At 60.8% G+C, this 25,633-nt stretch carries 21 protein-coding genes; 9 read left to right on the top strand and 12 right to left on the bottom strand.

The features are described 5' to 3' along the window. Positions 1–44: 44 nt before the first annotated feature. A complete protein-coding gene (locus tag LIX93_RS25440) occupies positions 45–677 on the bottom strand; it encodes a TetR family transcriptional regulator (protein ID WP_226506834.1) in 633 nt (210 codons plus the stop codon). A gap of 260 nt (positions 678–937) precedes the next feature. Here LIX93_RS25440 and LIX93_RS25435 point away from each other — a divergent pair, with 260 nt between their 5' ends. The 4 genes from LIX93_RS25435 (at position 938) to LIX93_RS25420 (ending at position 8,567) form a co-directional block, all read left to right on the top strand. Next, positions 938–2,089 carry an efflux RND transporter periplasmic adaptor subunit gene (locus LIX93_RS25435; RefSeq protein ID WP_226506833.1) on the top strand — a complete coding sequence of 384 codons (1,152 nt, stop codon included), beginning with the start codon at positions 938–940 and terminating at the stop codon, positions 2,087–2,089. A gap of 3 nt (positions 2,090–2,092) precedes the next feature. Then, the gene (locus LIX93_RS25430; protein ID WP_226506832.1) at positions 2,093–5,260 is read left to right on the top strand and encodes an efflux RND transporter permease subunit; all 3,168 of its coding nucleotides are present in this window, start codon (positions 2,093–2,095) and stop codon (positions 5,258–5,260) included. After that, complete coding sequence (locus tag LIX93_RS25425) at positions 5,257–6,714, top strand: AdeC/AdeK/OprM family multidrug efflux complex outer membrane factor (RefSeq protein WP_226506831.1); 1,458 nt, start codon at positions 5,257–5,259, stop codon at positions 6,712–6,714. The genes LIX93_RS25430 and LIX93_RS25425 overlap by 4 nt, the downstream gene beginning before the upstream one ends. A 536-nt stretch (positions 6,715–7,250) precedes the next feature. After that, on the top strand, positions 7,251–8,567 hold the full coding sequence (locus tag LIX93_RS25420) for an OprD family porin (RefSeq protein ID WP_226506830.1): 1,317 nt from the start codon (positions 7,251–7,253) through the stop codon (positions 8,565–8,567). Positions 8,568–8,632: 65 nt separating this feature from the next. Here LIX93_RS25420 and pcaC read toward each other — a convergent pair whose 3' ends face one another. From pcaC to pcaR, 7 genes are all read right to left on the bottom strand, one after another. Further along, the gene (gene pcaC / locus LIX93_RS25415; protein ID WP_226506829.1) at positions 8,633–9,028 is read right to left on the bottom strand and encodes a 4-carboxymuconolactone decarboxylase; all 396 of its coding nucleotides are present in this window, start codon (positions 9,026–9,028) and stop codon (positions 8,633–8,635) included. Between the two features lie 22 nt (positions 9,029–9,050). Beyond that, entirely contained in the window at positions 9,051–9,848 is a 798-nt protein-coding gene (gene pcaD, locus LIX93_RS25410; RefSeq protein WP_226506828.1) for a 3-oxoadipate enol-lactonase, read from the bottom strand. A gap of 23 nt (positions 9,849–9,871) precedes the next feature. Further along, positions 9,872–11,248, bottom strand: a complete 1,377-nt coding sequence (locus LIX93_RS25405) for a 3-carboxy-cis,cis-muconate cycloisomerase (RefSeq protein ID WP_226506827.1) — start codon at positions 11,246–11,248, stop codon at positions 9,872–9,874. A 46-nt stretch (positions 11,249–11,294) separates the two neighbouring features. After that, on the bottom strand, positions 11,295–12,584 hold the full coding sequence (locus LIX93_RS25400; protein WP_226506826.1) for an MFS family transporter: 1,290 nt from the start codon (positions 12,582–12,584) through the stop codon (positions 11,295–11,297). Between the two features lie 305 nt (positions 12,585–12,889). Then, positions 12,890–14,095 carry a 3-oxoadipyl-CoA thiolase gene (gene pcaF / locus LIX93_RS25395; RefSeq protein WP_226506825.1) on the bottom strand — a complete coding sequence of 402 codons (1,206 nt, stop codon included), beginning with the start codon at positions 14,093–14,095 and terminating at the stop codon, positions 12,890–12,892. A 160-nt stretch (positions 14,096–14,255) separates the two neighbouring features. Beyond that, on the bottom strand, positions 14,256–15,602 hold the full coding sequence (locus LIX93_RS25390) for an MFS transporter (RefSeq protein ID WP_226506824.1): 1,347 nt from the start codon (positions 15,600–15,602) through the stop codon (positions 14,256–14,258). Positions 15,603–15,954: 352 nt separating this feature from the next. Further along, positions 15,955–16,797, bottom strand: a complete 843-nt coding sequence (gene pcaR, locus LIX93_RS25385; RefSeq protein WP_226506823.1) for a pca regulon transcriptional regulator PcaR — start codon at positions 16,795–16,797, stop codon at positions 15,955–15,957. A gap of 55 nt (positions 16,798–16,852) precedes the next feature. Between pcaR and LIX93_RS25380 the strand changes: the two genes are divergently transcribed. The 3 genes from LIX93_RS25380 to LIX93_RS25370 all read left to right on the top strand — a co-directional run bounded on the left by LIX93_RS25380 (position 16,853) and on the right by LIX93_RS25370 (position 19,395). Continuing rightward, complete coding sequence (locus tag LIX93_RS25380) at positions 16,853–17,083, top strand: hypothetical protein (protein WP_226506822.1); 231 nt, start codon at positions 16,853–16,855, stop codon at positions 17,081–17,083. Positions 17,084–17,388: 305 nt separating this feature from the next. After that, complete coding sequence (locus LIX93_RS25375; RefSeq protein ID WP_226506890.1) at positions 17,389–17,595, top strand: hypothetical protein; 207 nt, start codon at positions 17,389–17,391, stop codon at positions 17,593–17,595. Positions 17,596–17,919: 324 nt separating this feature from the next. Next, positions 17,920–19,395, top strand: coding sequence for an inorganic phosphate transporter (locus LIX93_RS25370; RefSeq protein ID WP_226506821.1), 1,476 nt, complete (start codon positions 17,920–17,922; stop codon positions 19,393–19,395). Between the two features lie 169 nt (positions 19,396–19,564). Here the strand turns inward: LIX93_RS25370 and LIX93_RS25365 are convergent, their stop codons facing one another. Further along, a complete protein-coding gene (locus LIX93_RS25365) occupies positions 19,565–21,040 on the bottom strand; it encodes a helicase HerA-like domain-containing protein (protein ID WP_226506820.1) in 1,476 nt (491 codons plus the stop codon). Between the two features lie 267 nt (positions 21,041–21,307). Here LIX93_RS25365 and LIX93_RS25360 point away from each other — a divergent pair, with 267 nt between their 5' ends. Further along, entirely contained in the window at positions 21,308–22,303 is a 996-nt protein-coding gene (locus LIX93_RS25360; protein WP_226506819.1) for a lysylphosphatidylglycerol synthase transmembrane domain-containing protein, read from the top strand. On the opposite strand, the gene LIX93_RS25355 is transcribed toward LIX93_RS25360, so the two are convergent. Together LIX93_RS25355 and purU are read right to left on the bottom strand one after the other, a co-directional pair. Beyond that, a complete protein-coding gene (locus LIX93_RS25355) occupies positions 22,300–22,485 on the bottom strand; it encodes a hypothetical protein (RefSeq protein WP_226506818.1) in 186 nt (61 codons plus the stop codon). The genes LIX93_RS25360 and LIX93_RS25355 overlap by 4 nt on opposite strands. Before the next feature lie 24 nt (positions 22,486–22,509). Beyond that, positions 22,510–23,358 (bottom strand): formyltetrahydrofolate deformylase, encoded by an 849-nt coding sequence (gene purU / locus LIX93_RS25350; protein WP_226506817.1) that lies wholly within the window; start codon positions 23,356–23,358, stop codon positions 22,510–22,512. Positions 23,359–23,707: 349 nt separating this feature from the next. On the opposite strand from purU, the gene mvaT reads away from it, so the two are divergent. After that, complete coding sequence (mvaT, locus tag LIX93_RS25345; protein WP_226506816.1) at positions 23,708–24,088, top strand: histone-like nucleoid-structuring protein MvaT; 381 nt, start codon at positions 23,708–23,710, stop codon at positions 24,086–24,088. Between the two features lie 68 nt (positions 24,089–24,156). On the opposite strand, the gene sbcB is transcribed toward mvaT, so the two are convergent. After that, positions 24,157–25,587, bottom strand: a complete 1,431-nt coding sequence (gene sbcB, locus LIX93_RS25340) for an exodeoxyribonuclease I (RefSeq protein WP_226506815.1) — start codon at positions 25,585–25,587, stop codon at positions 24,157–24,159. Positions 25,588–25,633: the final 46 nt, after the last annotated feature.

The raw sequence follows: 25,633 nt of genomic DNA, 5'->3' as shown, positions 1-25,633 counted from the left end.
ACAGGCAGGCGTTGGCGCAAATTGTTACATCTGGAAAAAAACATTCATTTGCGTAACGCCGGGCACAATCGCAGCATGTCGAGCGCCGTATCTACCAAGCGCTCAGCCTCGACATACAAATCAAAGCTGTCAGGCAGCAACAACCACTGCGCAATATTACCGTCGATAAAGGCATGCAGGCTCATCGCAGCACGTGCCGTATCCAGCTCCTGCGGCAATTGGCCGCGATTCACCGCATTGCGCAATGACAAATCAATGCGCACATTACAGTCTGCGCTGACTTCGCGGCGCTGACGGCGCAAGTCGCACATTTCATCGGTGAATTCGCACTTATGAAACAAGATTTCGTTGATACGTCGGGTCTGCGGGTCCATGGCGATTTGTTGAAACAATTGCACCAGCAGCTTGCGCATGCATCCCAGCGGGTCAAGCTCCTGCTCATCCTCACTGGCACGTGCCAGTTCGTCCAGCGGCTCGTGCAAGCTGTCGAGCATCGCCTGCACCAGATCCGCCTTGTTGCTGAAGTGCCAATAGATGGCACCGCGCGTGACACCCGCCATGGCAGCGATATCTGCCAACGTCGTGCGTGCGACACCACGGTCGTAGAACGCTTTTTCTGCCGCTTCGAGAATTTGCCGGCGTGTTTCCAGCGCTTCCTCTTTGGTACGACGAACCATGGCAGTAGAACCTCGATCAGGATATCTCGGGCGGGCCTTGAAGCGCCCTGAGATCGGAACCGGGTGAGCCATTGTTGCGCTTTCTTCCCGGGCTTTTTGAACAAACGGTTTCGGCGGGTGGATGTATCCGATAAAGGTGTTTACAAACAGCCGTGAACGTAAGTATATTCGTTAGTAAGCTACTTATCTAGTCGAAACATTTTTTTACTCAATTCCACTATCCTATGAGCCCCCATGCGTGCTCATGACCGAGGATCTTCATGCAATTCAAGCCAGCTGTTACCGCCTTGGTATCCGCCATCGCCCTGGCCTCCGTGCTCAGTGGCTGTAAGAAGGAAGAAGCGGCGGCCCCCGGCCCCGCTCCTGCTCCTCAGGTCGGCGTGGTTACCGTGCAACCCCAGTCCTACACCCTGACCAGCGATCTGCCAGGCCGCACCACGGCCTTCCGCGTCGCCGAGGTCCGCCCGCAGGTCGACGGCATCATCCTCAAACGCCTGTACACCGAGGGCACCGACGTCAAGGAAGGTCAGCAGCTCTATCAGATCGATCCGGCCACCTACGAGGCCACCCTGGCAAGCGCGCAAGCCAGCCTGCAGGCCGCCAAGTCCCTGACCGATCGCTACAAGCAGTTGATCGATGAACAGGCTGTGAGCCGTCAGGAATACGACAACGCACGCAGCACCTCCCTGCAAGCCGAAGCCACCCTGCGGACCGCACAGATCAATGTGCGCTATACCAAGGTGCTGGCGCCTATTTCCGGGCGCATCAGCCGCTCCGCCGTGACCGAAGGCGCGCTGGTGACCAACGGCCAGACCACCGCATTGGCGACCATACAACAGCTGGATCCGATCTACGTTGACGTGACTCAATCCAGCACCGCCATGCTCAAGCTGCGCCGTGCACTGGCCAGCGGCCAGCTGCAGAAAGCCGGGGCAAACGGGGCGAAGATCAAGCTGACCCTCGAAGATGGCAGCGAGTACGGCCAGGACGGCACCCTGGAGTTCTCCGAAGTCTCGGTCGACCAGACCACCGGTTCCGTGACCCTGCGCGCCAAGTTCCCCAACCCCGACCACCAGTTGCTGCCGGGGATGTTCGTCCATGCGCGCCTGCAGACCGGCGTAGCCGCCCAGGCCCTGCTGGTACCACAGCAAGGCGTCACCCACGACATCCGCGGCGTTCCTACCGCGATGGTGGTGAACAAGGACAACAAGGTCGAGTCGCGCGAGCTGGTAGCCACCCAGACTGCCGGGACCTTCTGGCTGGTCGATAAGGGCCTCAACGCGGGCGACCGCGTCATTACCGAAGGCCTGCAGTACGTCAAGCCTGGCGTTGAAGTGAAGGCTACCGAAGCCGGCAACGCCAAGCCAGCCACCCCCGTAGACGCTAATGCCGTCGGCGGCCAAGGGAAGTAAACCATGTCGAAATTTTTTATCGACCGCCCCATCTTCGCCTGGGTAATCGCCCTGGTGATCATGCTGGTCGGAGCGATCTCGATCTTCAACCTGCCGATCAACCAGTACCCGTCGATCGCACCGCCCGCCATCGCGATCCAGGTCACCTACCCGGGCGCCTCGGCGCAAACCGTGCAGGACACCGTGGTTCAGGTCATCGAGCAGCAGCTCAACGGTATCGACAACCTGCGTTACGTATCGTCGGAAAGTGACAGCGATGGCAGCATGACCATCACCGCCACCTTCAACCAGGGTACCAACCCCGACATCGCCCAGGTCCAGGTGCAGAACAAGCTCAACCTGGCCACCCCGCTGCTGCCGCAGGAAGTACAGCAGCAGGGCATCCGGGTCACCAAGGCAGTGAAAAACTTCCTGCTGGTGATCGGCCTGGTGTCGACCGACGGCAGCCTGACCAAGGACGACCTGTCCAACTACATCGTTTCCAACATTCAGGATCCGATCTCGCGTACCAACGGCGTGGGTGACTTCCAGGTGTTCGGTTCGCAGTACGCCATGCGCATCTGGCTCGACCCGGCCAAGCTGAACAACTATCAGCTCAATCCAGGTGATGTCTCCACTGCGATTTCCTCCCAGAACGTGCAGGTGTCCTCCGGCCAGATCGGCGGCCTGCCTGCGGTGAAAGGCCAGCAGCTGAACGCGACCATCATCGGCAAGACGCGCCTGCAGACTGCCGATCAGTTCAAGAACATCCTGCTCAAGGTCAATCCTGACGGCTCGCAAGTGCGCGTCAAGGATGTCGCCGATGTCGCCCTGGGTGGCCAGAACTACGCCATCGACGCACAGTTCAACGGCAAGCCTGCCTCGGGTATGGCCATCAAGCTGGCACCGGGCGCCAACGCCCTGGACACCGCCGCAGCGATCCGCAAGACCATCGCCACCCTGGAGCCGTTCTTTCCGCCAGGCATGAAAGCGGTCTACCCGTATGACACCACGCCAGTGGTCAAGGAATCGATCAGCGGTGTAGTGGAAACCCTGGTCGAGGCGATCATCCTGGTGTTCCTGGTGATGTACCTGTTCCTGCAGAACCTGCGTGCCACCCTCATCACCACCATGACGGTACCGGTGGTATTGCTGGGTACGTTCGGCATCCTCGCGGCGGCCGGCTTCACCATCAACACCCTGACCATGTTCGGTATGATCCTGGCCATCGGTCTATTGGTGGACGACGCCATCGTTGTGGTGGAAAACGTCGAACGGGTAATGGCTGAAGAGCATATGACGCCCAAGGAGGCCACCAAGAAGTCCATGGGGCAGATCCAGGGCGCCCTGGTCGGTATCGCCATGGTGCTCTCGGCGGTACTGTTGCCGATGGCGTTCTTCGGCGGTTCCACCGGCGTGATCTACAAGCAGTTCTCGATCACCATCGTTTCGGCGATGGCACTGTCGGTACTGGTTGCCCTGATCTTCACCCCGGCGCTGTGCGCCACCATGCTCAAGCCGATCGATGCAGACAAGCACGGCCAACCCAAGCGTGGGTTCTTCGGCTGGTTCAACCGCATGTTCGACCGCGGCGTAGACCACTACGAAGGCGGCGTGAAGAAGATCGTCACCCATCGCATCCCGGCCTTCCTGGTGTATGGGGGCATTATCGCGGCGATGGTCTACCTGTTCACCATCATCCCGGCAGCCTTCCTGCCCGATGAAGACCAGGGCGTGATCTTTGCCCAGGTGCAGACGCCTGCCGGCTCCTCGGCCGAGCGCACGCAGCAACAGCTGGACAAGATGCGCGAGTATCTGCTGGACGAGAAGAACGGTGAAGGCAAGGCGGTAGGCTCGGTCTTCAGCGTCAACGGCTTCAACTTCGCCGGTCGCGGTCAGAGCTCCGGCCTGGCGTTCGTACTGCTCAAGCCGTGGGAAGACCGCGACTCCACCATGAGCGTGTTCGAAGTTGCCAAACGCGCCCAGCAGAAGTTCTTCTCCTTCCGCGACTCCATGATGTTTGCGGTGGTGCCGCCATCGGTACTGGAACTGGGTAACGCGACCGGTTTCGACTTCTACCTGCAGGATCAGGGTGGCGTGGGCCATGAAAAGCTCATGGAAGCGCGTAACCAGTTCCTCGGCATGGCGGCCCAGAGCAAGATCCTGGCCGCGACCCGTCCGAACGGCCTGGCCGACGAACCGCAATACCAGCTTGAACTCGATGATGAGAAAACCCGCGCCTTGGGCCTCTCCATTGCTGACATCAACACCACCATCTCTACCGCGCTGGGTAGCTCGTATGTGAACGACTTCATCGATCGCGGTCGGGTCAAGAAGGTTTACGTGCAAGGCATTCCAAGCGCGCGCATGAGCCCGGAAGACCTGGACAAGTGGTATGTACGCAACTCCTCCGGGACCATGGTGCCGTTTTCGGCATTCGCGACCGGCAAGTGGGTCTACGGCTCGCCGAAACTGGAGCGTTACAACGGTGTAGCGGCGGTCGAGATCCTCGGTACGCCGGCAGCGGGCTACAGTACTGGCCAGGCCATGGATGAAGTCGAAGCCATCGCCAAGAAACTCCCGGCCGGCATCGGTTACTCGTTCACCGGTCTGTCCTACGAGGAAAAACTCTCCGGTTCGCAGACGCCAGTCCTGTATTCGATCTCCATCCTGATGGTTTTCCTCTGCCTTGCAGCGCTGTATGAAAGCTGGTCGATCCCGATCGCGGTCATTCTCGTGGTGCCGCTGGGCGTGGTTGGTGCGCTGATCGCAACGCACTTGCGCGGCCTGTCCAACGACGTGTTCTTCCAGGTAGGCCTGCTGGTGACGGTGGGGCTGGCGGCGAAAAACGCCATCCTGATCGTCGAGTTCGCCAAAGAGCTGCACGAACAGGGCAAGGGCCTGGTGGAGTCTGCTGTCGAGGCCTGCCGCATGCGACTTCGCCCTATCGTGATGACGTCCATGGCGTTCATCCTGGGTGTTGTGCCGCTGGCCATCTCCAGCGGCGCCGGCTCAGGCAGCCAGCACGCCATCGGTACCGGTGTGATCGGCGGTATGCTCACAGCCACCACCTTGGCGATCTTCTGGGTGCCAATGTTCTTCGTGGCCGTGTCGTCGCTCTTCAAGGGCAAGGACAAGGACAAGGACAACCAGCCAAAGAACCAAATTTCACACGATGAGGCTGGCCAATGAGCAAGTCACTGATCTCCATCGCGGTGACCGCCGTCATCCTCAGCGGATGCTCGTTGATCCCCGATTACAAGACGCCGCAGTCGCCGGTCGTCAATCAGTACCCGCAAGGGCCGGCGTACGCGCCAGCCCAGGCGGCCAACGTCGCCGCCGCCGAACAGGGCTGGCGGCAGTTTTTCCGCGACCCGGCGCTGCAGCAGCTGATCCAGGTGGCATTGACCAACAACCGCGATCTCAAGGTCGCGGCCCTGAACGTCGAAGCCTTCCAGGCCCAGTACCGCATTCAGCGTGCTGATCTGTTCCCGGCCATCGGTGGCACGGTCACGGGGACGCGTCAGCGTACGCCCGCCGACCTGAGCATCTCGCAACAGACCACCACCAGCGGCAGCTACTCGGCCCAGGTGGGGATCTCCTCCTACGAGCTGGACTTGTTCGGCCGGGTTCGCAGCCTCACCGAGCAAGCGTTGCAGAGCTACTTCTCCACCGAAGAAGCGCGGCGCTCTACCCAGATCAGCCTGGTCGCCAGCGTGGCGACGGCGTACATGACCTGGGAAGCTGACCGCGAACTGCTGAAGCTGACTCAGGACACCCTCAAGACCTACGAAGAAAGCTTGCGCCTGACCTCGCGCAGCAGCGAAGTCGGCGTCTCCTCCGCACTGGATCTTGCTCAGGCGCGGACCTCGGTCGAAAGCGCCCGCGCAGCCTTGGCGCGCTACCAGCGCCAGGTCGCTCAGGACGAAAACTCGTTGGTGTTGCTGCTGGGCACCGGCCTGCCGGCCAACCTGGCACCCAACCAGCCTCTGGACGGGGATATGCTCACCGAAGTGCCAGCAGGCCTGCCGTCGGACCTGCTGACCCGTCGCCCGGACATTCTCCAGGCCGAATACACCCTGAAGGCGTCCAACGCCAACATTGGCGCGGCACGTGCAGCGTTCTTCCCGAGCATCACTCTGACCGCAGGCGCCGGCTCGTCCAGCGCCGAACTGGGCAACCTGTTCAAGGGCGGGCAAGGCAGCTGGTCGTTCACCCCGACCATCAACGTGCCGATCTTCTACTTCGGCCAGCTCGAGGCGAATCTGGATTACGCCAAGCTGCAAAAAGACATCAACGTCGCCAACTACGAGAAAGCCATCCAGACCGCCTTCCAGGAAGTCTCGGACGGCTTGACCGCACGCAAGACTTACAACGATCAGTTGCAAGCTCAGCGTGACTTCGTCCAGGCCAACCAGGATTACTACCGCCTGGCCGAGCGTCGTTATCGTATCGGTGTGGACAGCAACTTGACCTTCCTCGATGCCCAGCGCTCGCTGTTCAGTGCCCAACAGACACTGATTACCGATCGCCTGTCGCAACTGAGCGCCGAGATCACCCTGTACAAGGCACTGGGCGGTGGCTGGGTCGAACAGACCGGGCAACCGATTCAGGCGGCCGATGCGCAGCCCACAAAGACCCGATAACGGCCTTTGCGGACTGAAAAAGCCCACCTTCTGGTGGGCTTTTTTTTGCTTGTACGACGATCAACTTCTATTTGATACCCACTGTAACTGGGCTGAAACGATATCGCTGAGGGCGGCCGACCCAAATTAGAGTAAAGACTGGACGCCGTCAGATTCCCCTGCTACAAATTCCACAACCGTACCTGTCCGACAACTTGACACAAAATTAACCAAACAGTTAGTGTTCGCTTATCGCCCAGATTCCCGTGCGGCGAATTGACCCACTCCGGGTCGAGATTGCACCATCCGCTTACCGAAACATCCTCCTGTACCTTCGCGGAGCAGAGGCTAAAGAAAGCGTCAGACCACACGATAACCAACAATAAATAACAAAAGGTTGAGCCCCATGTCCATGCGCACTCCCCTACCCGATTGATCTCTTCAAGATGCGCCAGCGTTTTGCGCTGACGGCATCCGAACGACTGAACATCACGATTGCGACATCGACGTTGCGGCTTGCACCTGCATTCAGATCACCAAAAGAGCACACAATAAAAATGAGCAAACACACAGGCAAACACCGCGTTACCCTCAGCCTCCTGACGCTGGCGACCCTGGGCGCCGGCGCACCGAGCTTCGCTGACGACGCCCATGGCTTCGTCGAAGACGCCAAGGTCAACCTCAACCTGCGCAACTTCTACTTCAACCGCAACTTCGTCGACAACGGCAAATCGCTCGTCGTGCCGGGCGCGACCAAACGCGGCGCGGCAGACGAATGGACACAAAGTTTCATTCTCGACGCCAAGTCCGGCTTCACTAACGGCTTCGTTGGCTTCGGTGTCGACGTATTGGGGTTGATGTCATACAAACTTGATGGCGGTAGAGGCACCTATGGCTCGCAACTGCTGCCGGTGCATGACAACAACACCCCGGCCGACTCATTCGGCCGCCTGGCGATCGCTGGCAAGGCGAAGATCTCCAAGACCGAACTGAAAATCGGCGAATGGATGCCAGTGCTGCCGATCGTCCGTGCCGACGATGGCCGCTCGCTGCCACAAACCTTGAAAGGCGGCCAGATCACCTCCAAGGAGATCAAGGACGTGACCCTGTACGCCGGCCAGTTCAGCGGCAACAGCCAGCGTAACGACGCCAGCATGGAGCGCCTGTCGCTCAACACCGCCGGCACCACGATCCACGGCAAACCGAGCATCAGCAGCGACCACTACAACTTTGCCGGCGCCGAGTACACCTTCAACGACAAACGTACTCTGGTGGGCGCCTGGTACGGTCAGCTGGAAGACATCTACCACCAGAAATACTTCCAGATCCTGCACTCGCAACCGATCACCGACAACATTACCGCAGGCGCCAACCTCGGTTACTTCATCGGTGATACCGATGGCTCGGCACTGGCAGGCGATCAGGACAACCGCACCATGTCCGGGCTGTTCTCGCTCAAGGTCGGCTTCAACACCTTCTACGTCGGCTTGCAGAAAGTCATGGGCGAAGCCGCCTGGCAGCGCATTGCGGGCACCAGCGGCGGCACCCTGGCGAACGACAGCTACGGCTGGAGTTACGAGCTCAAGGACGAGAAGTCCTGGCAGGTCCGCCATGATTACAACTTCGCCGGCCTCGGCGTACCGGGCCTGACCTTGATGAACCGCTTTATCGAAGGCTCCAACGTGCATTCCAACGGCGTCACCGATGGTGAAGATCGCGGTCGCGAAACCGAGGTCGCCTACGTGCTGCAAAGCGGTACCTTCAAGAACCTGTCCCTGCGCTGGAGGAACTCCACCTTGCGCCGCAACTATGGCAACACCAACAGCTTCGACGAGAATCGGGTGATCATCCAGTACCCGATTTCGTTCCTGTAAGCGCCCAGGCGGCATAAACAAGAACCCCCGCATTCAGCGGGGGTTCTTGTTGGAGCAGACAAAAGTCAGCCCTCGCGGGACTCGACGCCCAGCTCGTCCCACACCGATTCGGCCAGGTGGAACGTCGCGTTGGCGGCCGGGATACCGCAGTAGATCGCGCTCTGCATCAGCACCTCCTTGATCTCGGCACGGGTCACCCCGTTGTTGGCAGCAGCCCGCAGATGCAGCTTGAGTTCGTCATTGCGGTTCATGCCGATCAACATGGCGATAGTGATCAGGCTGCGGGTGTGACGCGGCAGGCCCGGGCGCGTCCAGATATCACCCCAGGCGTGGCGGGTGATCATTTCCTGAAATTCCGAGTTGAACTCGGTGAGGTTCTTCAGACTACGATCGACATGGGCTTCGCCCAGGACGGCGCGACGCACTTGCATGCCGGCTTCGTAACGTTCTTTCTCGTCCACAACGGACCTCCCAGATGGTCTTTTAAAGGTTCTTGCTCAGCAAGAATTCGATCACGCGCTGGCTGAACGCGTCGCCCGCCTGCACGTTGGACAGATGCGCCGCGTGGAACTCGGCGTATTCGGCGCCCTTGACGTGCTCTTTGATGAACAGGCTGCCAGCGGGTGGCGTCACCGCGTCTTCGGTACCAGCGATCACCAGCAGCGGCACCTTGATGGCACCCAGTTGCTCGCGGAAATCAGCATCGCGCACCGCACCGCAGTTGGCTGCATAGCCCTCGGGGTTGGTCGAGGCCAGCATATCGGTGATGCGCTTGGCCTGATCCGGATGCGCCTCGGCGTAGTCCGGGGTGAACCAGCGGGCAATGGAAGCATCGCGCAGGCCGACCATGGCGGCCTCGCGATCGCGCAGGACCATTTCGATACGCGGATTCCAGATGTCCGGGGTACCGATCTTGGCGGCCGTGTTGCAGACCACCAGACGGCGCAGGCGCGAGCCGGCATTGATGCCCAGCCACTGCCCGATCAGCCCGCCCATGGACAGACCGCAGAAATGCGCGCGGTCGATGTTCAGCGCGTCGAGCAGCGCCAGTACATCCTTGCCCAGTTGCTCGATGCTGTAGGGCCCCGGCGTGACCAACGATTGGCCATGGCCGCGGGTGTCGTAGCGCAACACGCGAAAGTGCTCGGTAAAAGCCGGGATCTGGGAGTCCCACATGTGCAGGTTGGTACCCAACGAATTGGACAACACCAGCACTGGCGCGTCGCTCGGGCCATCGAGTTGGTAGTTCAGTTCGCCATCGGCGAGTTGTACGCTTCCCACGGGCAGTCTCCTTCAGGCATTGATCAGGCGTGGCTTGAGTGTTCGAAACGGCTGTGCTCGGCCACCGCGCGCTCGACCCAGACTTGCGCCTGACCGAGGTAGTGGGCCGGATCCAGCAGGCGGTCCAGTTCGCTGGCCGACAATTCGGCCGTGACCTGGGCATCGTCGCCCAGCACCGCACGCAGGTGCCGACCTTCGGCCACCGCGCGCTTGCAGCACTGCTCCAGCAAGTGGTGGGCGGTGTCACGCCCCAGGCGCTGGGCGAGGACGATACTGACCGCTTCGGCCAGTACCAGGCCCTGAGTCAGGTCGAGGTTTTTGGCCATGCGCGCGGCATCCACTTCCAGCCCCTTGGCAAACAGCAGGGCCTGCTGCAGCGCGCCAGAGACCAGGCAGCAGATCTCCGGCAGGGTGTCCCATTCGGCGTGCCAAAGGCCGAGGCTGCGCTCGTGCTCCTGAGGCATGGCGGCGAACATGGTAGAGACCAGCCCCGGCACTCGGCTGGCGGCACCGATCAGCACTGCAGCACCGACCGGATTGCGTTTGTGCGGCATGGTCGACGAACCGCCCTTGCCAGGCGCCGACGGCTCGAATACCTCGGCGGCCTCAGTCTGCATCAGCAGGCTGACGTCGCGGCCCAGCTTGCCGAGGCTGCCGGCAATCAGCCCGAGCAGGGCTGCGAACTCCACCAGCCGATCGCGCTGGGTGTGCCAGGGTTGCTCGGGCAAGGTCAGATCCAGCGTGCGGGCCAGCGCTTCGGCGATCGGCAGGGCCTTGTCGCCCAGCGCCGCGAGGCTGCCTGAGGCGCCACCGAACTGCAGCACCAGCAGGCGCGGCTTGATTTCAGCCAGACGCTCGCGGTGACGGGTGACGGCGCCCAGCCAGCCGGCGATTTTCATCCCCAAGGTCACTGGCGTGGCGTGCTGCAGCCAGGTGCGCCCGGCCATCGGCGTGGCCGCATAGCGTTGCGCCTGCGCGGCCAGCACGGTGGCCAGCTCGCCGAGGTCGGCTTCCAGCAGCCCCAGCGCGGCGCGCAGTTGCAGCACCAGGCCGCTGTCCATCACGTCCTGACTGGTAGCGCCCAGGTGCACGAAACGCTCGGCGCCGGCGTCCTTGTCGGCAATTCGCTTGCCGAGCATCTTCACCAGTGGAATAGCCGAGTTGCCAGCACTGACGATCGCCTCGCCTAGCGCCTCGAAATCGTAGAGGCCGGCGTCACACGCCGCCTCGATAGGTGCCACGGCCTCGCTGGGGATTACCCCCACCTCGGCTTCGGCACGCGCCAGACCGGCCTCGAAATCCAGCATGCCCTGGACCCGCCCGCGGTCGGAAAATACCTCGCGCATGTCGCGGCGGGTGAAGTAGGCATCGAACAACTGATTGCTCGGTCTGTCGCTCATAACTCAACCTCTCTAGGCGCGCCCGACTATCGGGTGCGCGGATGGATCAATGATCCTGGTGCAGGTACTTGGGCTCTTTGGGCAAGCGCAGGCTGAACAGGAAAGCAATCACCATCATTACCGTCACATACCAGTAGAAAGTGTTTTCGCTGCCCCCGGCCTTGAGCTGCAGGGCGACGTATTCTGCCGAGCCACCGAAGATCGCGTTGGCCACCGCGTAGGCCAGGCCAACTCCGAGCGCACGTACTTGCGGCGGGAACATCTCGGCTTTGACCAGGCCGCTGATCGAGGTATAGAGGCTGACGATGGCCAGTGCCAAGGTGATCAACACAAACGCCAGGAACGGACTGGTCACGGTTTTCAGCGCAATCAGGATCGGGAATACGCACAGCGCGCCCAGAGCACCGAACCACAGCATGGATTTACGCCGCCCGATCCTGTCGGCCAACATGCCGAACAACGGCTGCATGCACATATAGCAGAACAGTGCGCCGGTCATGATGTAGCTGGCGGTCTTGGCGTGCATGCCCGCCGTGTTGACCAGGTACTTCTGCATGTACGTAGTGAAGGTGTAGAAAATCAGCGAGCCACCGGCGGTGTAGCCGAGAACGGTGATGAAGGCCGCGGTGTGATTCTTGAACAAACTGGCAATGCTGCCGGCGTCCTTGTCGGCGCGAGTTTCGGCGGTGCTGGTTTCTTCAAGCGTGCGACGCAGCAGCAGCGAGATCACTGCGGCAACGGCACCGACCACGAACGGAATGCGCCAGCCCCAGGCCTTCAGCTCGGGCTCGTCGAGAAACTGCTGGAGGATCACCACGGTCAGCACCGCCAGCAACTGACCGCCGATCAGGGTCACGTATTGGAACGAGGCGAAGAAGCCGCGCTGGCCGCGCAATGCCACTTCACTCATGTAGGTGGCGGTGGTGCCATATTCACCGCCCACCGACAGCCCCTGGAACAGGCGCGCCAGCAGCAGGATGATCGGCGCCCATACGCCGATGGTGGCATAGGTCGGCAGAAAGGCGATGACCAGCGAGCCGAAGCACATCATCAGCACCGAAATCATCATCGAGTTCTTGCGCCCGTGCTTGTCGGCCACACGCCCAAACAGCCAGCCGCCAATGGGCCGCATCAAAAAGCCCGCGGCGAACACACCTGCGGTGTTGACCAGCTGAACCGTCGGGTTGTCGGAGGGGAAAAACGCAGGGGCGAAATAAATGGCGCAGAAGGCGTAGACGTAGAAGTCGAACCACTCCACCAGGTTGCCCGAAGAGGCACCGACGATAGCGAAGATGCGCTTCTTGCGCTCCTCTCCCGTGTAATGAGTTGTTGTCATTTTTTGCTCACTCGTTGAGGGTACTAACGGTTTAGACATATACCGTAACATCCTCATGGCACAAGGCAATTACCCAAACCCGTTTCTGCCTTGCGTGGAGGCACAAAAGGGTTCGGGCGATCGACTAGTTCACCCCGGTCGAGCTGGGGTGAACACGCCAGCGCCTGAAGGCACCGGCGTTGTTGCTGCTTGTTATCGGGGATTTCGAGGGCCTGTTCGCGAGCAAGCTTTGCTCTCAGAGCGTTGGCCCGTCACCTGTAGGAGCGGGGCTAGCCCGCGAAGAGGTCGGCACAGCCCACAATGACTCAAACCCGTTCGATCGCCAGCGCCAAACCCTGACCAACGCCGACGCACATGGTCGCCAATCCCTTCTTGCCGCCGGTTTTTTCCAGGTGATGCAGTGCGGTGAGGATCAACCGAGCGCCGCTCATGCCCAACGGGTGGCCCAAGGCAATGGCGCCGCCGTTCGGATTGACCTGCGGCGCATCGTCGGCCAAACCCAGGCCGCGCAGTACCGCCAGACCCTGGCTGGCGAAGGCTTCATTGAGCTCGATGACGTCGAAATCGCTGACTGCCAGGCCCAGGCGCTCAGTGAGCTTGAGCACTGCTGGCACCGGGCCAATACCCATGACCCGAGGGGCGACCGCAGCGCTGGCCATGCCGAGCACCCGAGCACGTGCGGTCAGCCCATGTTTTTTCACCGCTTCGGCCGAGGCCAGGATCATCGCCGCAGCGCCGTCATTCACGCCCGATGCGTTGCCGGCGGTAACGGTCTTGTCAGCGCCATTGACCGGCTTGAGCTTGGCCAGGGTCTCGAGGCTGGTATCAGCGCGGGGATGCTCATCGGTGTCGACGATGGTTTCGCCCTTCTTATGGGCGATACGCACCGGCACGATCTCTTCGGCAAAGAAACCCGCAGCCTGCGCGGCGGCCGTGCGTTGCTGGCTACGCAGGGCGAAAGCGTCCTGATCGGCGCGCGACACCTGATAATCGTCGGCAACGTTGTCGGCGGTCTGCGGCATCGCGTCGACACCATATTGGGCCTTCATCAGCGGATTGACGAAGCGCCAGCCGATGGTGGTGTCTTCGAGCTTCATGTTGCGCGAGAACGCCGCATCGGCCTTGCCCATCACGAACGGCGCACGGGACATCGACTCGACGCCGCCAGCGATCGCCAGCTCCATCTCGCCACTGGCGATGGCGCGGAAGGCGGTGCCCACGGCGTCCATGCCCGAGGCGCACAGGCGATTGAGGGTCACACCCGGGATGCTCTCCGGCAGGCCGGCAAGCAAGGCGGCCATGCGCGCGACGTTGCGGTTGTCTTCACCGGCCTGGTTGGCGCAGCCGAGGAACACTTCATCCACCTGATCCCATTGCACCGAGGGGTTGCGCTCGATCAGCGCCTTGATCGGTGCCGCCGCCAGGTCATCGGCGCGCACGCCGGACAGACCACCGCCGAAGCGACCGATAGGGGTACGAATGGCATCACAGATAAAAACATCACGCATCATGCTTCTCCTGATACTGGGCCTTTGCAGGCCCGAGGCAGATTAGACCGTGCAGAATAAAAAAGGCGCGAGGCATGCGCCGCAAAGTGCAGCAGAGTAAGCGTCTGCTGCACGGCAAACAATCCGATAATCGACTATCAGTTCGATTATCGAACAAAGATGCTCAGGTGGCATCGGCGTGGCTGACCAGCCCCTTGATCACCACGGCGGTGCAAGCCACTGCGGCAGGCACCACCAACGCAGTGAGTACCTGCTCGAAATTCCAGCCCAGGCCCAGCAGCGTCGCGCCGATCCAGGCTCCGAGAATCGCGCCGAAACGACCGATACCGAGCATCCACGAGACGCCCGTGGCACGCCCCTGGGTCGGATAGAAACGCGCGGCCAGCGACGGCATCGCCGACTGCGCGCCGTTGACGCACATACCGGCGACCAGCACCAGCGTGGCCAGGACCGTGATATGCCCCAGGCTCTGCCCCACGGCGTAGGCGAAGACACCGGCCAGCAAATAGAAGGTGCCGATGACCTTGTGCGGGTTGAAGCGGTCCATGGCCCAGCCCACGCCTACCGCGCTCAATACGCCACCGAACTGGAACAGGGCGCCGATGAAGGCTGCCTGTTCCATGCTCGCGCCGTTTTCGCGCATCAGCGTCGGTAGCCAACTGGTCAGCAGATAGACGATCACCAGGCCCATGAAATACGTCAGCCACAGCAGCAAGGTGCCGGCGCTGTAGGTGCCCGAGAAAATGACCGCCAGCACGTTACGCGATTTGACCGTCTGCTGCTCCGGCACACTGAAACTGCCCGCCTGTGCCACCTGGATCGGCTCGATAGGCGCCAGCACCTTGCGCACCTTGTCGGTACCCCGATTGCGCACCACCAGAAAACGCGCCGACTCCGGCAGCCAGAACAGCAGTACTACGCAGAGGATCAACGGCAGGATGCCACCCAGCAGCAGCAAGGCGTGCCAGCCAAAAGCGGGAATCAACTTGGCGGAGATAAACCCGCCACCGGCCATCCCCAGGTTGAAGCCGCAGAACATACTGGTGACCAGCAGCGACTTCTTGCGTTCAGGGGTGTATTCGGACAACAGCGTGGTGGCATTGGGCATACCCGCCCCCAGGCCGAGCCCAGTGAGGAAGCGCAGGATCAGCAGTTCCTGAACGTTGCCGCTGAATGCCGAGGCCAGGCTGAACACGCCGAACACCAGCACCGCGCCAACCAGCACGCCTTTGCGCCCGAAGCGGTCGGCCAACGGCCCGGAACCCAAAGCACCGAAGACCATGCCGATCAGCGCGGCACTCATCACCGGCCCCAGGCTGGCGCGGTCGATCCCCCAGTCCTGGGACAGCGCAGGCGCAATGAAACCCATGGCCGCAGTGTCCAGGCCATCGAGAAAAACGATCAGGAAGCACAGAATGACCACTCGCCACTGATAGCGAGAGATCGGACTGGCATTGATGAAGGACTGTACGTCGAGGCACTGTCCGACTTTGCTTTCGGGACTGTTCATGGTTTTTATCCGTTTTATAGAGTGACGCACAGGGCGTCCGTACCGAGCGTGGCGCGGCACAGGTGTTGCGATGCAAAAGCTTTGATCAGCTCCCTTGGGAACCGATATCTGGTGGACGTGGGCGATGCACGTGCTGGAGATGGATCATGGTGGGGCTTGCCTCTCGCTCATTATTATTGTGGACCGCGCAGCAACGATCCGTGGCGACGACATTAATAAGCCGGGCTCGGGGCCGTCAATTCGACAAACGCGTATCCGTGCGTTTATCGGACATCAATCGCTGACCTGCTGGCCATAGCCATGCTGTTCCATCGAGTCGCGGCCTGTTTGCGGCGCGCCTACCTGAACACGCCTACCTGAACAGTTGTGCGCTCAGTTCACGGCTGGCGCTGAGCAGAATCGGCAAGAATCGAGTTTCCAGTTCGCTGCGCGGGACCCGACCCGCATGGGTACTCACATTAAGCGCTGCAAGTACTTGACCCGAGGCGTCATAGACCGGCACTGCAATAGAGCGCAGGCCTTGCTCGAGTTCCTGGTCAACGATGCACCAGCCTTGCTCGCGCACTTGCTGCAGACAGGCAAACAGCGCCTCTGGGTCGGTCAGGGTGCGGCTGGTCTTGGGCTGCAATTCGACGTTTTGCAAATAATCCTGCAGGGTCGCATCATCCAGCGCCGAGAGCAGGATGCGGCCCATGGACGTGCAATAGGCCGGCAGACGCCCACCCACCGACAGGTCCACCGAGATCAACCGTTGGGTCGTGGCGGAACGCGCTATATAGAGAATGTCGTCGCCTTCGAGCGTGGCCATGTTGCAGGCTTCGTGCAGTTGCTCGCTGGTACGGTCCAGATAGGGCTGCGCCGATACCGCCAGCGGCGTCGATGACAGGTATGCATGGCCGAGGGTCAGCACTTTGGGCAGCAGCGAATAGGTGCGCCCATCGGTGGTGGCGTAGCCCAGTTTGATCAGGGTATGCAGGCAGCGACGCACGGCCGCCCGAGGGATTTCGGTACGATGGCTGATCTGGGCGATGGTCAGGTGACGCTTGCGCTCCTGAAACGCCTGCACCACGGCAAGCCCGCGGGCCAGCGAGGTCATGAAGTCCGGATCGCCAGCAAACGCCTGAATGCGCTTGGCGGCCGACGCAACGATGGGCGGCGCCAAAGAAGTGAAGGCGCTCCGTAATTTGTCGTTCATGCGCAATTCCTGACGGCTCGAATATCATCCAGGTGCGCAAAGGCACCTGGCAGCTTTGGGCGATTATCGAACCACCGACCGATTATCGCAACACCCCAGGCCAGCGACCGGCAGCGGACTTGAAGAATGGATGTTTTCCGTCGATGAAACATCCGCTAATAAACTGAAACTTTTAAATACCTTTGACCTCAAACTTTACAAGGCAAGGGTTTACCGATTAAGTTACGACTTGTCCGGCACGCTGAAACAAAATGCAGCGTTTGGATTACCTTCCACGCCGGTGTGAGGATAGTGTTCCACAGCGCCCTTGCTATAATCGGCGCCTGGACAAAGAACCTCCGCGATACCCCATCATCAGCTCATCAATGGTTATCGCGGGCACGTTCGACCGATCTGCATGCAGCGCTTCCTGGAAAACATCCGGAGTTGCACATGCCCTATCGGCGACGACCTACTCTGTCGCTGCGACAGCAATTCCCTTGGACGCCGCAGCCCGTGCAGCCTTTACCATCTCCGCCGTTAGTTCTGCGGGTGGGCAAGGCGCAAGGACAATACGTCCGAAATGGTCTTATTAATCTATTAGGTATTAACGTGACAAAAGACGAACTGCGCGCAGAACTCGAGCGCCAGGAACAACGTTACAAGGATGTTTACGGCGGTGAGATCACCACTTATGCGGCCCAACCGGACCCTGAGCGTAAACCTTGGCGTAAAAGGGCAACGGTCCAGGATCAAGCGTTTCAGCAAGAACTGCAAAAGATCGAGCAGGAACTCAAGCAGGAACCGGCTGAGCAATGACATTGCGCCGCGATGGCCACAGGCGGGTGCGGCAGATTTGTCGTTGACTGCCTGCTGGCCGCTGAATGCAACAACATTTTTAAGGTCATGAAGTAAGCGGTCTCGACACTTTTTTCATACGGCCGTTTGAAAGCGATCCACCTGAGTCGAGCCCCCGATTTCAAGGGGTATTCCAGGTATCCGAGTGCCCCGCCCTGCACATCAGTGCAACGCAGTGTCTCGCTCGGAAAACTCCGAACCGCTCGAACGGTGGGTCAGTGGTGCATCGAACGCCAAGGATTTCTGGCATAATCGCGCCCCCTTTGAACTGGTCACAAAACCTTCATGATCGAATTATTCAGCGGCCTCGACGCCTGGGTGGTGATAAGCCTCATTCTCGCCCTGACGTTCGTCCTCGCCTTCGAGTTCATCAATGGCTTTCATGACACTGCCAACGCGGTGGCCACAGTCATTTATACCAAGGCCATGCCACCACAACTGGCGGTACTCTTCTCGGGGCTATTCAACTTCCTCGGCGTGTTGCTGGGCGGTGTCGGCGTGGCCTATGCCATCGTCCATCTGCTGCCGGTGGAACTGTTGATCAACGTCAACACCGGCCATGGGCTGGCCATGGTGTTCTCGCTGCTCGCTGCCGCGATCGCCTGGAACCTGGGGACCTGGTACTTCGGCATTCCGGCCTCCAGCTCCCATACCCTGATCGGCTCGATACTGGGTGTGGGCCTGGCCAACGCCTTGCTCAACAACATTCCGTTGGCCGACGGCGTTAACTGGCAGAAGGCTATCGACATCGGCGCTTCGCTGGTGTTCTCGCCGGTGGCCGGCTTCCTGGCCGCGGCCGTCGTGTTGCTGATCCTGAAAAAATGGCGCCCGGCATCCAAGATGCACAAGACCCCGGACCAGCGCAAAAAGCTCGACGACAAGAAGCACCCGCCGTTCTGGAATCGTCTGGTACTGGTGATTTCGGCCATGGCCGTGAGCTTCGTGCACGGTTCCAACGATGGCCAGAAGGGCATCGGCCTGATCATGCTGGTATTGATCGACATCGTGCCGAGCCAGTTCGTGCTGGACCTCACCAGCACCACCTATCAGATCGAACGCACCCGCGACGCTACCGCGCACCTGAACCAGTTCTATCAGCGCAACAGCGCCACCCTGGGCGAGTTTCTGGCCCTCGGCAAGGCGTCCGACAGCGATCTGCCGGCCCAGTCCAGTTGTAACCCGAAGCAGACCGAGCCGACCATCCACGCGCTGCTGGGCAACCTCGAGGGCGTAGCGGATTACCATACGCTCGCGCCAGAAAAGCGCATCGAAGTGCGCCGCTATCTGCTGTGTCTGGATGACACCGCGAAAAAAGTCAGCAAGCTGCCGGTACTCGATGCTCGCGAGAGGGCCGACCTCGACAAGCTGCGCAAGGACCTGACCGGAACCACCGAGTATGCCCCGTTCTGGGTGGTGGTCGCTGTCGCCCTGGCGCTGGGTATCGGCACCATGGTGGGCTGGAAGCGTGTGGTCCTGACCATCGGTACCAAGATCGGCAAGCAAGGCATGACCTACTCCCAGGGCATGTCGGCGCAGATCGTCACGGCATCGATGATCGGCCTGGCCAACATCTTCGCCCTCCCCGTGTCGACTACCCATGTGTTGTCGTCGGGGGTCGCCGGTACCATGGTGGCCAACAAGAGCGGCCTGCAGGGGGGCACCATCAAGACCATCCTGCTGGCCTGGGTGCTGACCCTGCCTGCCTCGATGGCACTGGCAGCCGGGCTGTTCTGGCTGGCCTCCAAGGTGCTCGGGACCTGATCTCGGGTTGATACGCGGCCTGTCGTAGGCGCTTTCATGGCTGGCCGCGTATGTTGCATCCATGCGACTGGCCTCCTCGCCGCCGAACGCGCAACCTTGCTTCCACAATCCGGACCTGAGCCGTACACCCGTGGGAGCAAGGCTTGCTCCCAAGGGCGCTTTTTCACGCCTATCGACGCTTGTTGCCGCCCAGCAACGACCCCATCAGACCGCGCACCAGCTGCCGACCCAACTGCCCGGCAGCCTGGCGCACCGCCGACTTGATCGCCTGCCCCGCTGCTGTCCCGAGAAACTCCGTGGCCTTGTCCACCAGGCTGTCGCCCGCAGCCGCCTTGGCTTCCTCCGTGGGCGGCTGCAGCCTGCGTGCAGATAGGATTTCATAGGCCGACTCGCGGTCGATGGGCTTGTCGTAACGGCCTCGCAACGGCGAGCTCGCTAGCAACGCCGAGCGCTCGGCCGCGGTCAGCGGGCCGATACGCGACTGCGGGGGCGCGATCAGTACGCGCTGCACCATCGCAGGCGTGCCCTTGTCCTGCAACGTCCCCACCAGCGCCTCGCCAATGCCCAGTTCGGTGAGCACGGTGAGGGTGTCGAACGCCGGATTGGGTCGAAAGCCGTCTGCCACGGCCTTGAGGGATCTCTGCTCCTTGGCGGTGAATGCCCGCAAGCCATGCTGCAAGCGCAACCCCAACTGGGCGAGGATGCCATCGGGCAAATCGCTGGGCGACTGAGTGACGAAATACACCCCGACGCCCTTGGAGCGGATCAGCCGCACCACTTGCTCGAGCCGGTCCTGAAGCGCTTTGGGGGTATCGGCGAACAACAGGTGGGCCTCGTCGAAGAACAATGCCAGCAACGGCCTGTCGGCATCGCCCCGCTCCGGGAGCTGCTCGAACAACTCGGCCAGCAACCACAGCAAAAACGTCGCGTAGACCTTGGGCGACTCGTGCACCAGGCGGCTGGCGTCCAGCAGATGAATACGCCCGCGCCCGTCGGCATCGGGTTGCAGGAGATCTTCAAGTTGCAAGGCCGGTTCGCCGAACAGCGCTTCGGCGCCTTGCTGCTCGAGCGTCGCCAGGCGCCGCAACAAGGCCTGGCTGGAACCGGTGGTCATCAGGGCCGCGTCATCGCCCAGCAACTGCGGATTGTCCTTGAGATGATTGAGCAGCGCCTTGAGGTCCTTGAGATCGAGCAACAACAAACCTTCGCGATCAGCCACCTTGAATGCCGCATACAGGGCCGCCTGCTGGCTGTCGGTCAGCTCCAGCAGGCTGCCGATCAGCAGCGGGCCCATCTCGCTGAGGGTGGTGCGCAGCGGGTGGCCGCTCTCGCCGTGCACATCCCAAAGCGTCACTGGGCAGGCTTTGGCCCGATACCCAAGCCACGGCATGCCGGCAATCCGCTCGGCAATCTTGCCCGTGGGTTGGCCGGGCGCCCCCAAACCACACAGATCGCCTTTGATGTCGGCGGCGAACACCGCCACACCAGCGTCGCTGAAGGCTTCGGCCAGGCGCTGCAAGGTGACCGTCTTGCCCGTACCGGTCGCGCCGGCGATCAAACCGTGGCGATTGCTCAGGCGCATGGCCTGCGCCACAGGCGTTCCATCGAGGTCGGCACCCAGCAGAAGTTGTGCGCTATCGGCCATGTTTCAAATCCTTGTATCCGGTTGAAAGACCCGCTTGCCAACGAATGGCGCACTGCAGCGATATCCGATTATAGGCACAGCCGGGCAGTCGTCCGAGACTCGCGCGATGTATCATGGCGAACATGTACGTCTGCCGGAGGTCAATCCTGTGGACTGCCCCGACTCGAGAGTTTGCCGAACCGTGCTGATGATTCTTCCCCTATTACCCACCCGCCCAGTCTGTCTGCCAAACGCCCTGTGGCCGGTGTCGATCACCGGAACCTTCGCATGAGGCGCCTGCCGTGGTTATTGGTGGCGATCGTCGCTGCGGTACTGATCCCCATGCTGCTGGGCGGCACGGCGATCTTCGCGCGCCTGCGCAGTTTTCCATTGTCGTGGATGCTCGGCCTGATCGGCATCATCCTTGGGTGCTGGGTCCTCAATACCTTGCGCCTGCGCCTGCTGCTGGGCGATCAACGCGGCCAGGTCACTCGTCTGCAGAGCCTGGGCGTGGTGATGTCCGCCGAGTTCGCCTGGTGCGCGACCCCGGCCGGCAGTGGCGGCCCGTTGACCATCATGGCCTTGCTGAGCCGCTATGGCGTGCGGCCTGCCCAGGCCAGCGCGGTGTTCGCCATGGATCAACTCAGCGATCTGCTGTTCTTCCTCTGTGCGCTCATCGGCGTGCTGTTTTACGCGCTGGCCCATAGCATCAGCCAAAGCCAGCAGATGATGCTGGTGATCAGCACCTGCCTGGTCGCGGGCAGTCTGGTCGGTTGCGTGGCGCTGGGGCTCTGGCACCGCCAGGTGATGCTGCTGATCGGCCGCCTGATGCGCCGGGTAAGGCTCAAATCCTCCACGCGCTGGCGCTGGACGCGCAAATGGCTGCGCTTCATCGCGGCGTTCACGAACGCCCTGAAGCTGCCGCGCAGCACGCTGATCATGGTGTTCAGCCTGACCTGCGTGCACTGGGGGCTGCGCTACAGCATCCTGTACCTGGCGCTGCAGGGCCTGGGGGTCGATTTTCAATGGGCGTGGAGCTTTTTGATCCAGATCCTTTCACTCAGCGCCGGGCAATTCAGTCTGCTGCCCGGCGGCGCCGGCACGGCCGAACTCACCAGCGCAGCGCTGCTGGCACCGATGGTCGGCAAATCGACAGCGGCCGCCGCCATTCTGATCTGGCGCAGCGTGACCTATTACTTCTATCTGATCGTCGGCGGCCCGATCTTCGTGCTGATGCTCGGGCGCCCGCTGCTGAGCAAATTGATGGGCCGCAAGCGCGGCTAGGCGGTGCTGTCGTCGGAGTCGGCAGGCTTCTGGGGACGCTGGGTGCGTTCCCAGAGTTCAGCGGCACCAGGGAACTCGGTGCCGTCGTCTTCCGAGAGGGCCTCGGGGTCGTAGCGGCTCAAGCAGCCCTCACCCAAGGTGGGTGGGGCTTTGGAGGCTGCCTTGTCACGTGGATCACTCATCGCAACCTCCTCGCTTCAAATCGGTTAGAACACCACCGTCTTGTTGCCGTGCACCAGTACACGGTCTTCGAGGTGATAACGCAAGCCGCGCGCCAGCACCATCTTCTCGACATCGCGACCGAAGCGGACCATGTCCTCGATGCTGTCGCTATGGCTGACACGCACCACGTCCTGCTCGATGATCGGCCCGGCATCGAGCTCTTCGGTTACATAGTGGCAGGTCGCGCCAATCAGCTTCACGCCGCGCATCGACGCCTGGTGGTAAGGCTTGGCGCCCACGAAAGACGGCAAGAAGCTGTGGTGGATGTTGATGACCTTCTGCGCGTATTCCTGGCATAGCTGTGGCGGCAGGATCTGCATGTAGCGCGCCAGCACCACCACGTCGGCCTGATGCTCGGCAACACGGCGCGACACCTCGGCAAAGGCCGGCTGCTTGTCCTTGGGGTCGACAGGAATATGGTAGTAAGGAATGCCATGCCACTCGACCATGCTGCGCAGATCGTCGTGGTTGGAAATCACACAGGCGATAGCGCAGTCCAGTTCGTCGCTGTGCCAGCGGTGCAACAGATCTGCCAGGCAGTGGGACTCGCGACTGGCCATCAGCACCACGCGTTTTTTCTGATCGGTATCGGTGACCCGCCAGACCATGGAGAACTCGTCGGCGATCGGCGCGAAAGCCTCTCGAAATGCCTCGATACCAAATGGCAAGCTGTCGGCGCGAATTTCATGACGCATGAAAAACCAGCCACTCTGATCATCGGAGTGGTGGCTGGCTTCGGTGATCCAGCCATTATGGGACGCCAGAAAGTGACTGACTTTGGCCACGATGCCGACGCGGTCGGGGCACGCGATGACCAGCCGAAAAGTGCGCATTAGCTAAACTCCAGAACTTCGCAAAGGCCGCCATTCTAGCGACTGCGGGGCAAAACTCCAGCGGTGCCGACGACCCGCTGCGATCAATGCGCAGGACGGACCTGATTGCAAGGGTAGCCGCGCGTATAAACGATCTGAACAGTTTGTTTAATCGACCCTTCAACCCGTTCGCAACGTGAAACCTTTTGCAATTATTTTTTAGCAACATTCATTTCTCAGCAGAGTCGCCTGTAATTAGCGCAGGCAGCTTATTTTGTCGCGTTGCTGATTGGATGTTTACTTCATTAAATACAGTGTCTATTATTGAGTCATCGACTCCCTGCCACCCTGAATTGCGAAGGTCATCAATATGTCCCTGATCAACGAATACCGCGCCACAGAAGAAGCCATCAAAGAACTGCAAGCGCGTTTGAAGAACCTGTCGCAAGACGACAAACTGCAAACCGAACTGGAATTCGAAGGCAAGCTGCGCACGCTGATGGGCGAATATCAAAAATCGCTGCGTGACATCGTTGCCCTGCTGGACCCAGAAGCCAAGTTCAACAAGGCACCCCGTAGCGGCGCTGCCAAAGTCACTGGCACCAAGCGCGCGCGCAAGGTCAAGCAGTACAAAAACCCGCACAATGGCGAAATCATCGAAACCAAAGGCGGCAACCACAAGACCCTGAAAGAATGGAAAGCCAAGTGGGGCGGTGATGTGGTTGAAAGCTGGGCAAACCTGCTGGGTTAATTCAGCTGGTTACAATTGATAAAAAACGCCAGCTTGCTGGCGTTTTTTATTGCCTCAATGACTGCTGTTCATATCTGCAACTTGGTGCGCAATGCCTGGGCATAGGCCTGCCACTGTTGCAATACAGCCTGCTGCTCGCCATCAGCACGGGGCAGCGCCTCCAGCATGGCCAGGTCGAACGCCTCCAGCGTATGAGGCGCCCCCGCCTGCGGACGGGTCAGGCGATCGCGACAGAATGCCAGCCATGCCTCATGTTCAGCGCTATTCAAGGTATCGGCAAAGTTACGTGCCCGATAACGTTTGAGCAGCTCCGGCAAACGCCCGTCATCGAACATCCAGCGCGACGAAGAAAGTGTTTCCGGTTCAGCCAATCGCAGCTGCTCGCATAGCCGACGGTCACGATCCCCAATAAATCCATCGTACAACTGCTGCTCGGGGTCTTCGACCGCATCGAACTTCTCGTCCTGATAAATCAATCCGAGATGCTCCTGCCAAACAGCCTGATGTTCGCGCAACGCGGCGGCCCGTGCTTCATACAACGGCAAGTTCAGTTGCAATCGCTCGATATTTTCAGGGCGCAACACACTGAGTGGCGCCAACACAGGGCAACGATTGATCTGTACCAACTTCAAAGGCACTGGCAGTTGCCCTTCTGGCAGGTCTTCGCTTCGGGTGTACAAGCGCGCCTTCAAAGAGTCGGCGCTGTCTTGCCACATGCCCTGCGGGTCCAGGTGCAAGTCGCAGACGATCAGGGCGTTGCGATTGCGCGGGTGCCAGGCCAGTGGCAATACCACCCCCAAGTAATGACGCGCCGCCGAGAAGCGCCCGGAAATATGTACCAATGGCTGCAACAAGCGTATTTGCTCTTGCACTTTGTGTTTACTGCGCAACTCGAACAGCCATTGATATAACCGCGGCTGGCGATCGCGTACCCGTCGCGCCATGGCAATGGTCGCTCGAACATCCGACAAGGCATCGTGGGCCTGGCCATGTTCAAGGCCATTGGCCGCCGTCAAAAGCTCCAACTTGAGACTGACGCGGCCGTCATGCTGCGGCCATTCGATACCCTCGGGGCGCAAGGCATAAGCGGTGCGCACCACGTCGATCAGGTCCCAGCGGCTGTTACCGCCCTGCCACTCCCGCGCATAGGGGTCGAAGAAGTTGCGATAAAGACTGTAACGGGTCATCTCATCATCGAAACGCAAGGTGTTGTAACCGGCCCCGCAGGTCCCCGGCGCCGAGAGTTCGGCGTGCACCCGAGTCATGAACTCGGCTTCGCCCAGCCCGGACTCGGCCAGGCGCTGGGGGGTGATACCGGTGATCATGCAGGCCATGGGATGGGGCAGGATGTCGTCGCTGGGCCGACAGTAGAGATTGACCGGGGCGGCGATTTCGTTGAGGTCGACATCGGTACGAATACCCGCCACCTGCAACGGCCGGTCGCTGCGCGGGTTGATACCGGTGGTTTCGTAGTCGTACCAGAAAATGCTCGTGGTCACGGGGTGGTCCTGTACAAAGTTTGCGGGAATTCTAGGCTTTGCCCGG

Source organism: Pseudomonas sp. MWU16-30317, assembly GCF_020515695.1.
In the GTDB taxonomy this organism is placed as follows: Bacteria; Pseudomonadota; Gammaproteobacteria; order Pseudomonadales; family Pseudomonadaceae; genus Aquipseudomonas.
This window is presented reverse-complemented; position numbering and strand designations above follow the sequence as displayed.

Coding starts and splice junctions, on each gene's coding strand:
- LIX93_RS25440 (WP_226506834.1), bottom strand. CDS start 677: ATGGTTCGTCGTACCAAAGAGGAAGCGCTGGAAACACGCCGGCAAATT.
- LIX93_RS25370 (WP_226506821.1), top strand. CDS start 17,920: ATGATCGAATTATTCAGCGGCCTCGACGCCTGGGTGGTGATAAGCCTC.
- LIX93_RS25425 (WP_226506831.1), top strand. CDS start 5,257: ATGAGCAAGTCACTGATCTCCATCGCGGTGACCGCCGTCATCCTCAGC.
- LIX93_RS25400 (WP_226506826.1), bottom strand. CDS start 12,584: ATGACAACAACTCATTACACGGGAGAGGAGCGCAAGAAGCGCATCTTC.
- LIX93_RS25420 (WP_226506830.1), top strand. CDS start 7,251: ATGAGCAAACACACAGGCAAACACCGCGTTACCCTCAGCCTCCTGACG.
- mvaT (WP_226506816.1), top strand. CDS start 23,708: ATGTCCCTGATCAACGAATACCGCGCCACAGAAGAAGCCATCAAAGAA.
- LIX93_RS25355 (WP_226506818.1), bottom strand. CDS start 22,485: ATGAGTGATCCACGTGACAAGGCAGCCTCCAAAGCCCCACCCACCTTG.
- LIX93_RS25365 (WP_226506820.1), bottom strand. CDS start 21,040: ATGGCCGATAGCGCACAACTTCTGCTGGGTGCCGACCTCGATGGAACG.
- LIX93_RS25435 (WP_226506833.1), top strand. CDS start 938: ATGCAATTCAAGCCAGCTGTTACCGCCTTGGTATCCGCCATCGCCCTG.
- LIX93_RS25430 (WP_226506832.1), top strand. CDS start 2,093: ATGTCGAAATTTTTTATCGACCGCCCCATCTTCGCCTGGGTAATCGCC.
- LIX93_RS25360 (WP_226506819.1), top strand. CDS start 21,308: ATGAGGCGCCTGCCGTGGTTATTGGTGGCGATCGTCGCTGCGGTACTG.
- LIX93_RS25405 (WP_226506827.1), bottom strand. CDS start 11,248: ATGAGCGACAGACCGAGCAATCAGTTGTTCGATGCCTACTTCACCCGC.
- LIX93_RS25390 (WP_226506824.1), bottom strand. CDS start 15,602: ATGAACAGTCCCGAAAGCAAAGTCGGACAGTGCCTCGACGTACAGTCC.
- pcaF (WP_226506825.1), bottom strand. CDS start 14,095: ATGATGCGTGATGTTTTTATCTGTGATGCCATTCGTACCCCTATCGGT.
- purU (WP_226506817.1), bottom strand. CDS start 23,358: ATGCGCACTTTTCGGCTGGTCATCGCGTGCCCCGACCGCGTCGGCATC.
- pcaR (WP_226506823.1), bottom strand. CDS start 16,797: ATGAACGACAAATTACGGAGCGCCTTCACTTCTTTGGCGCCGCCCATC.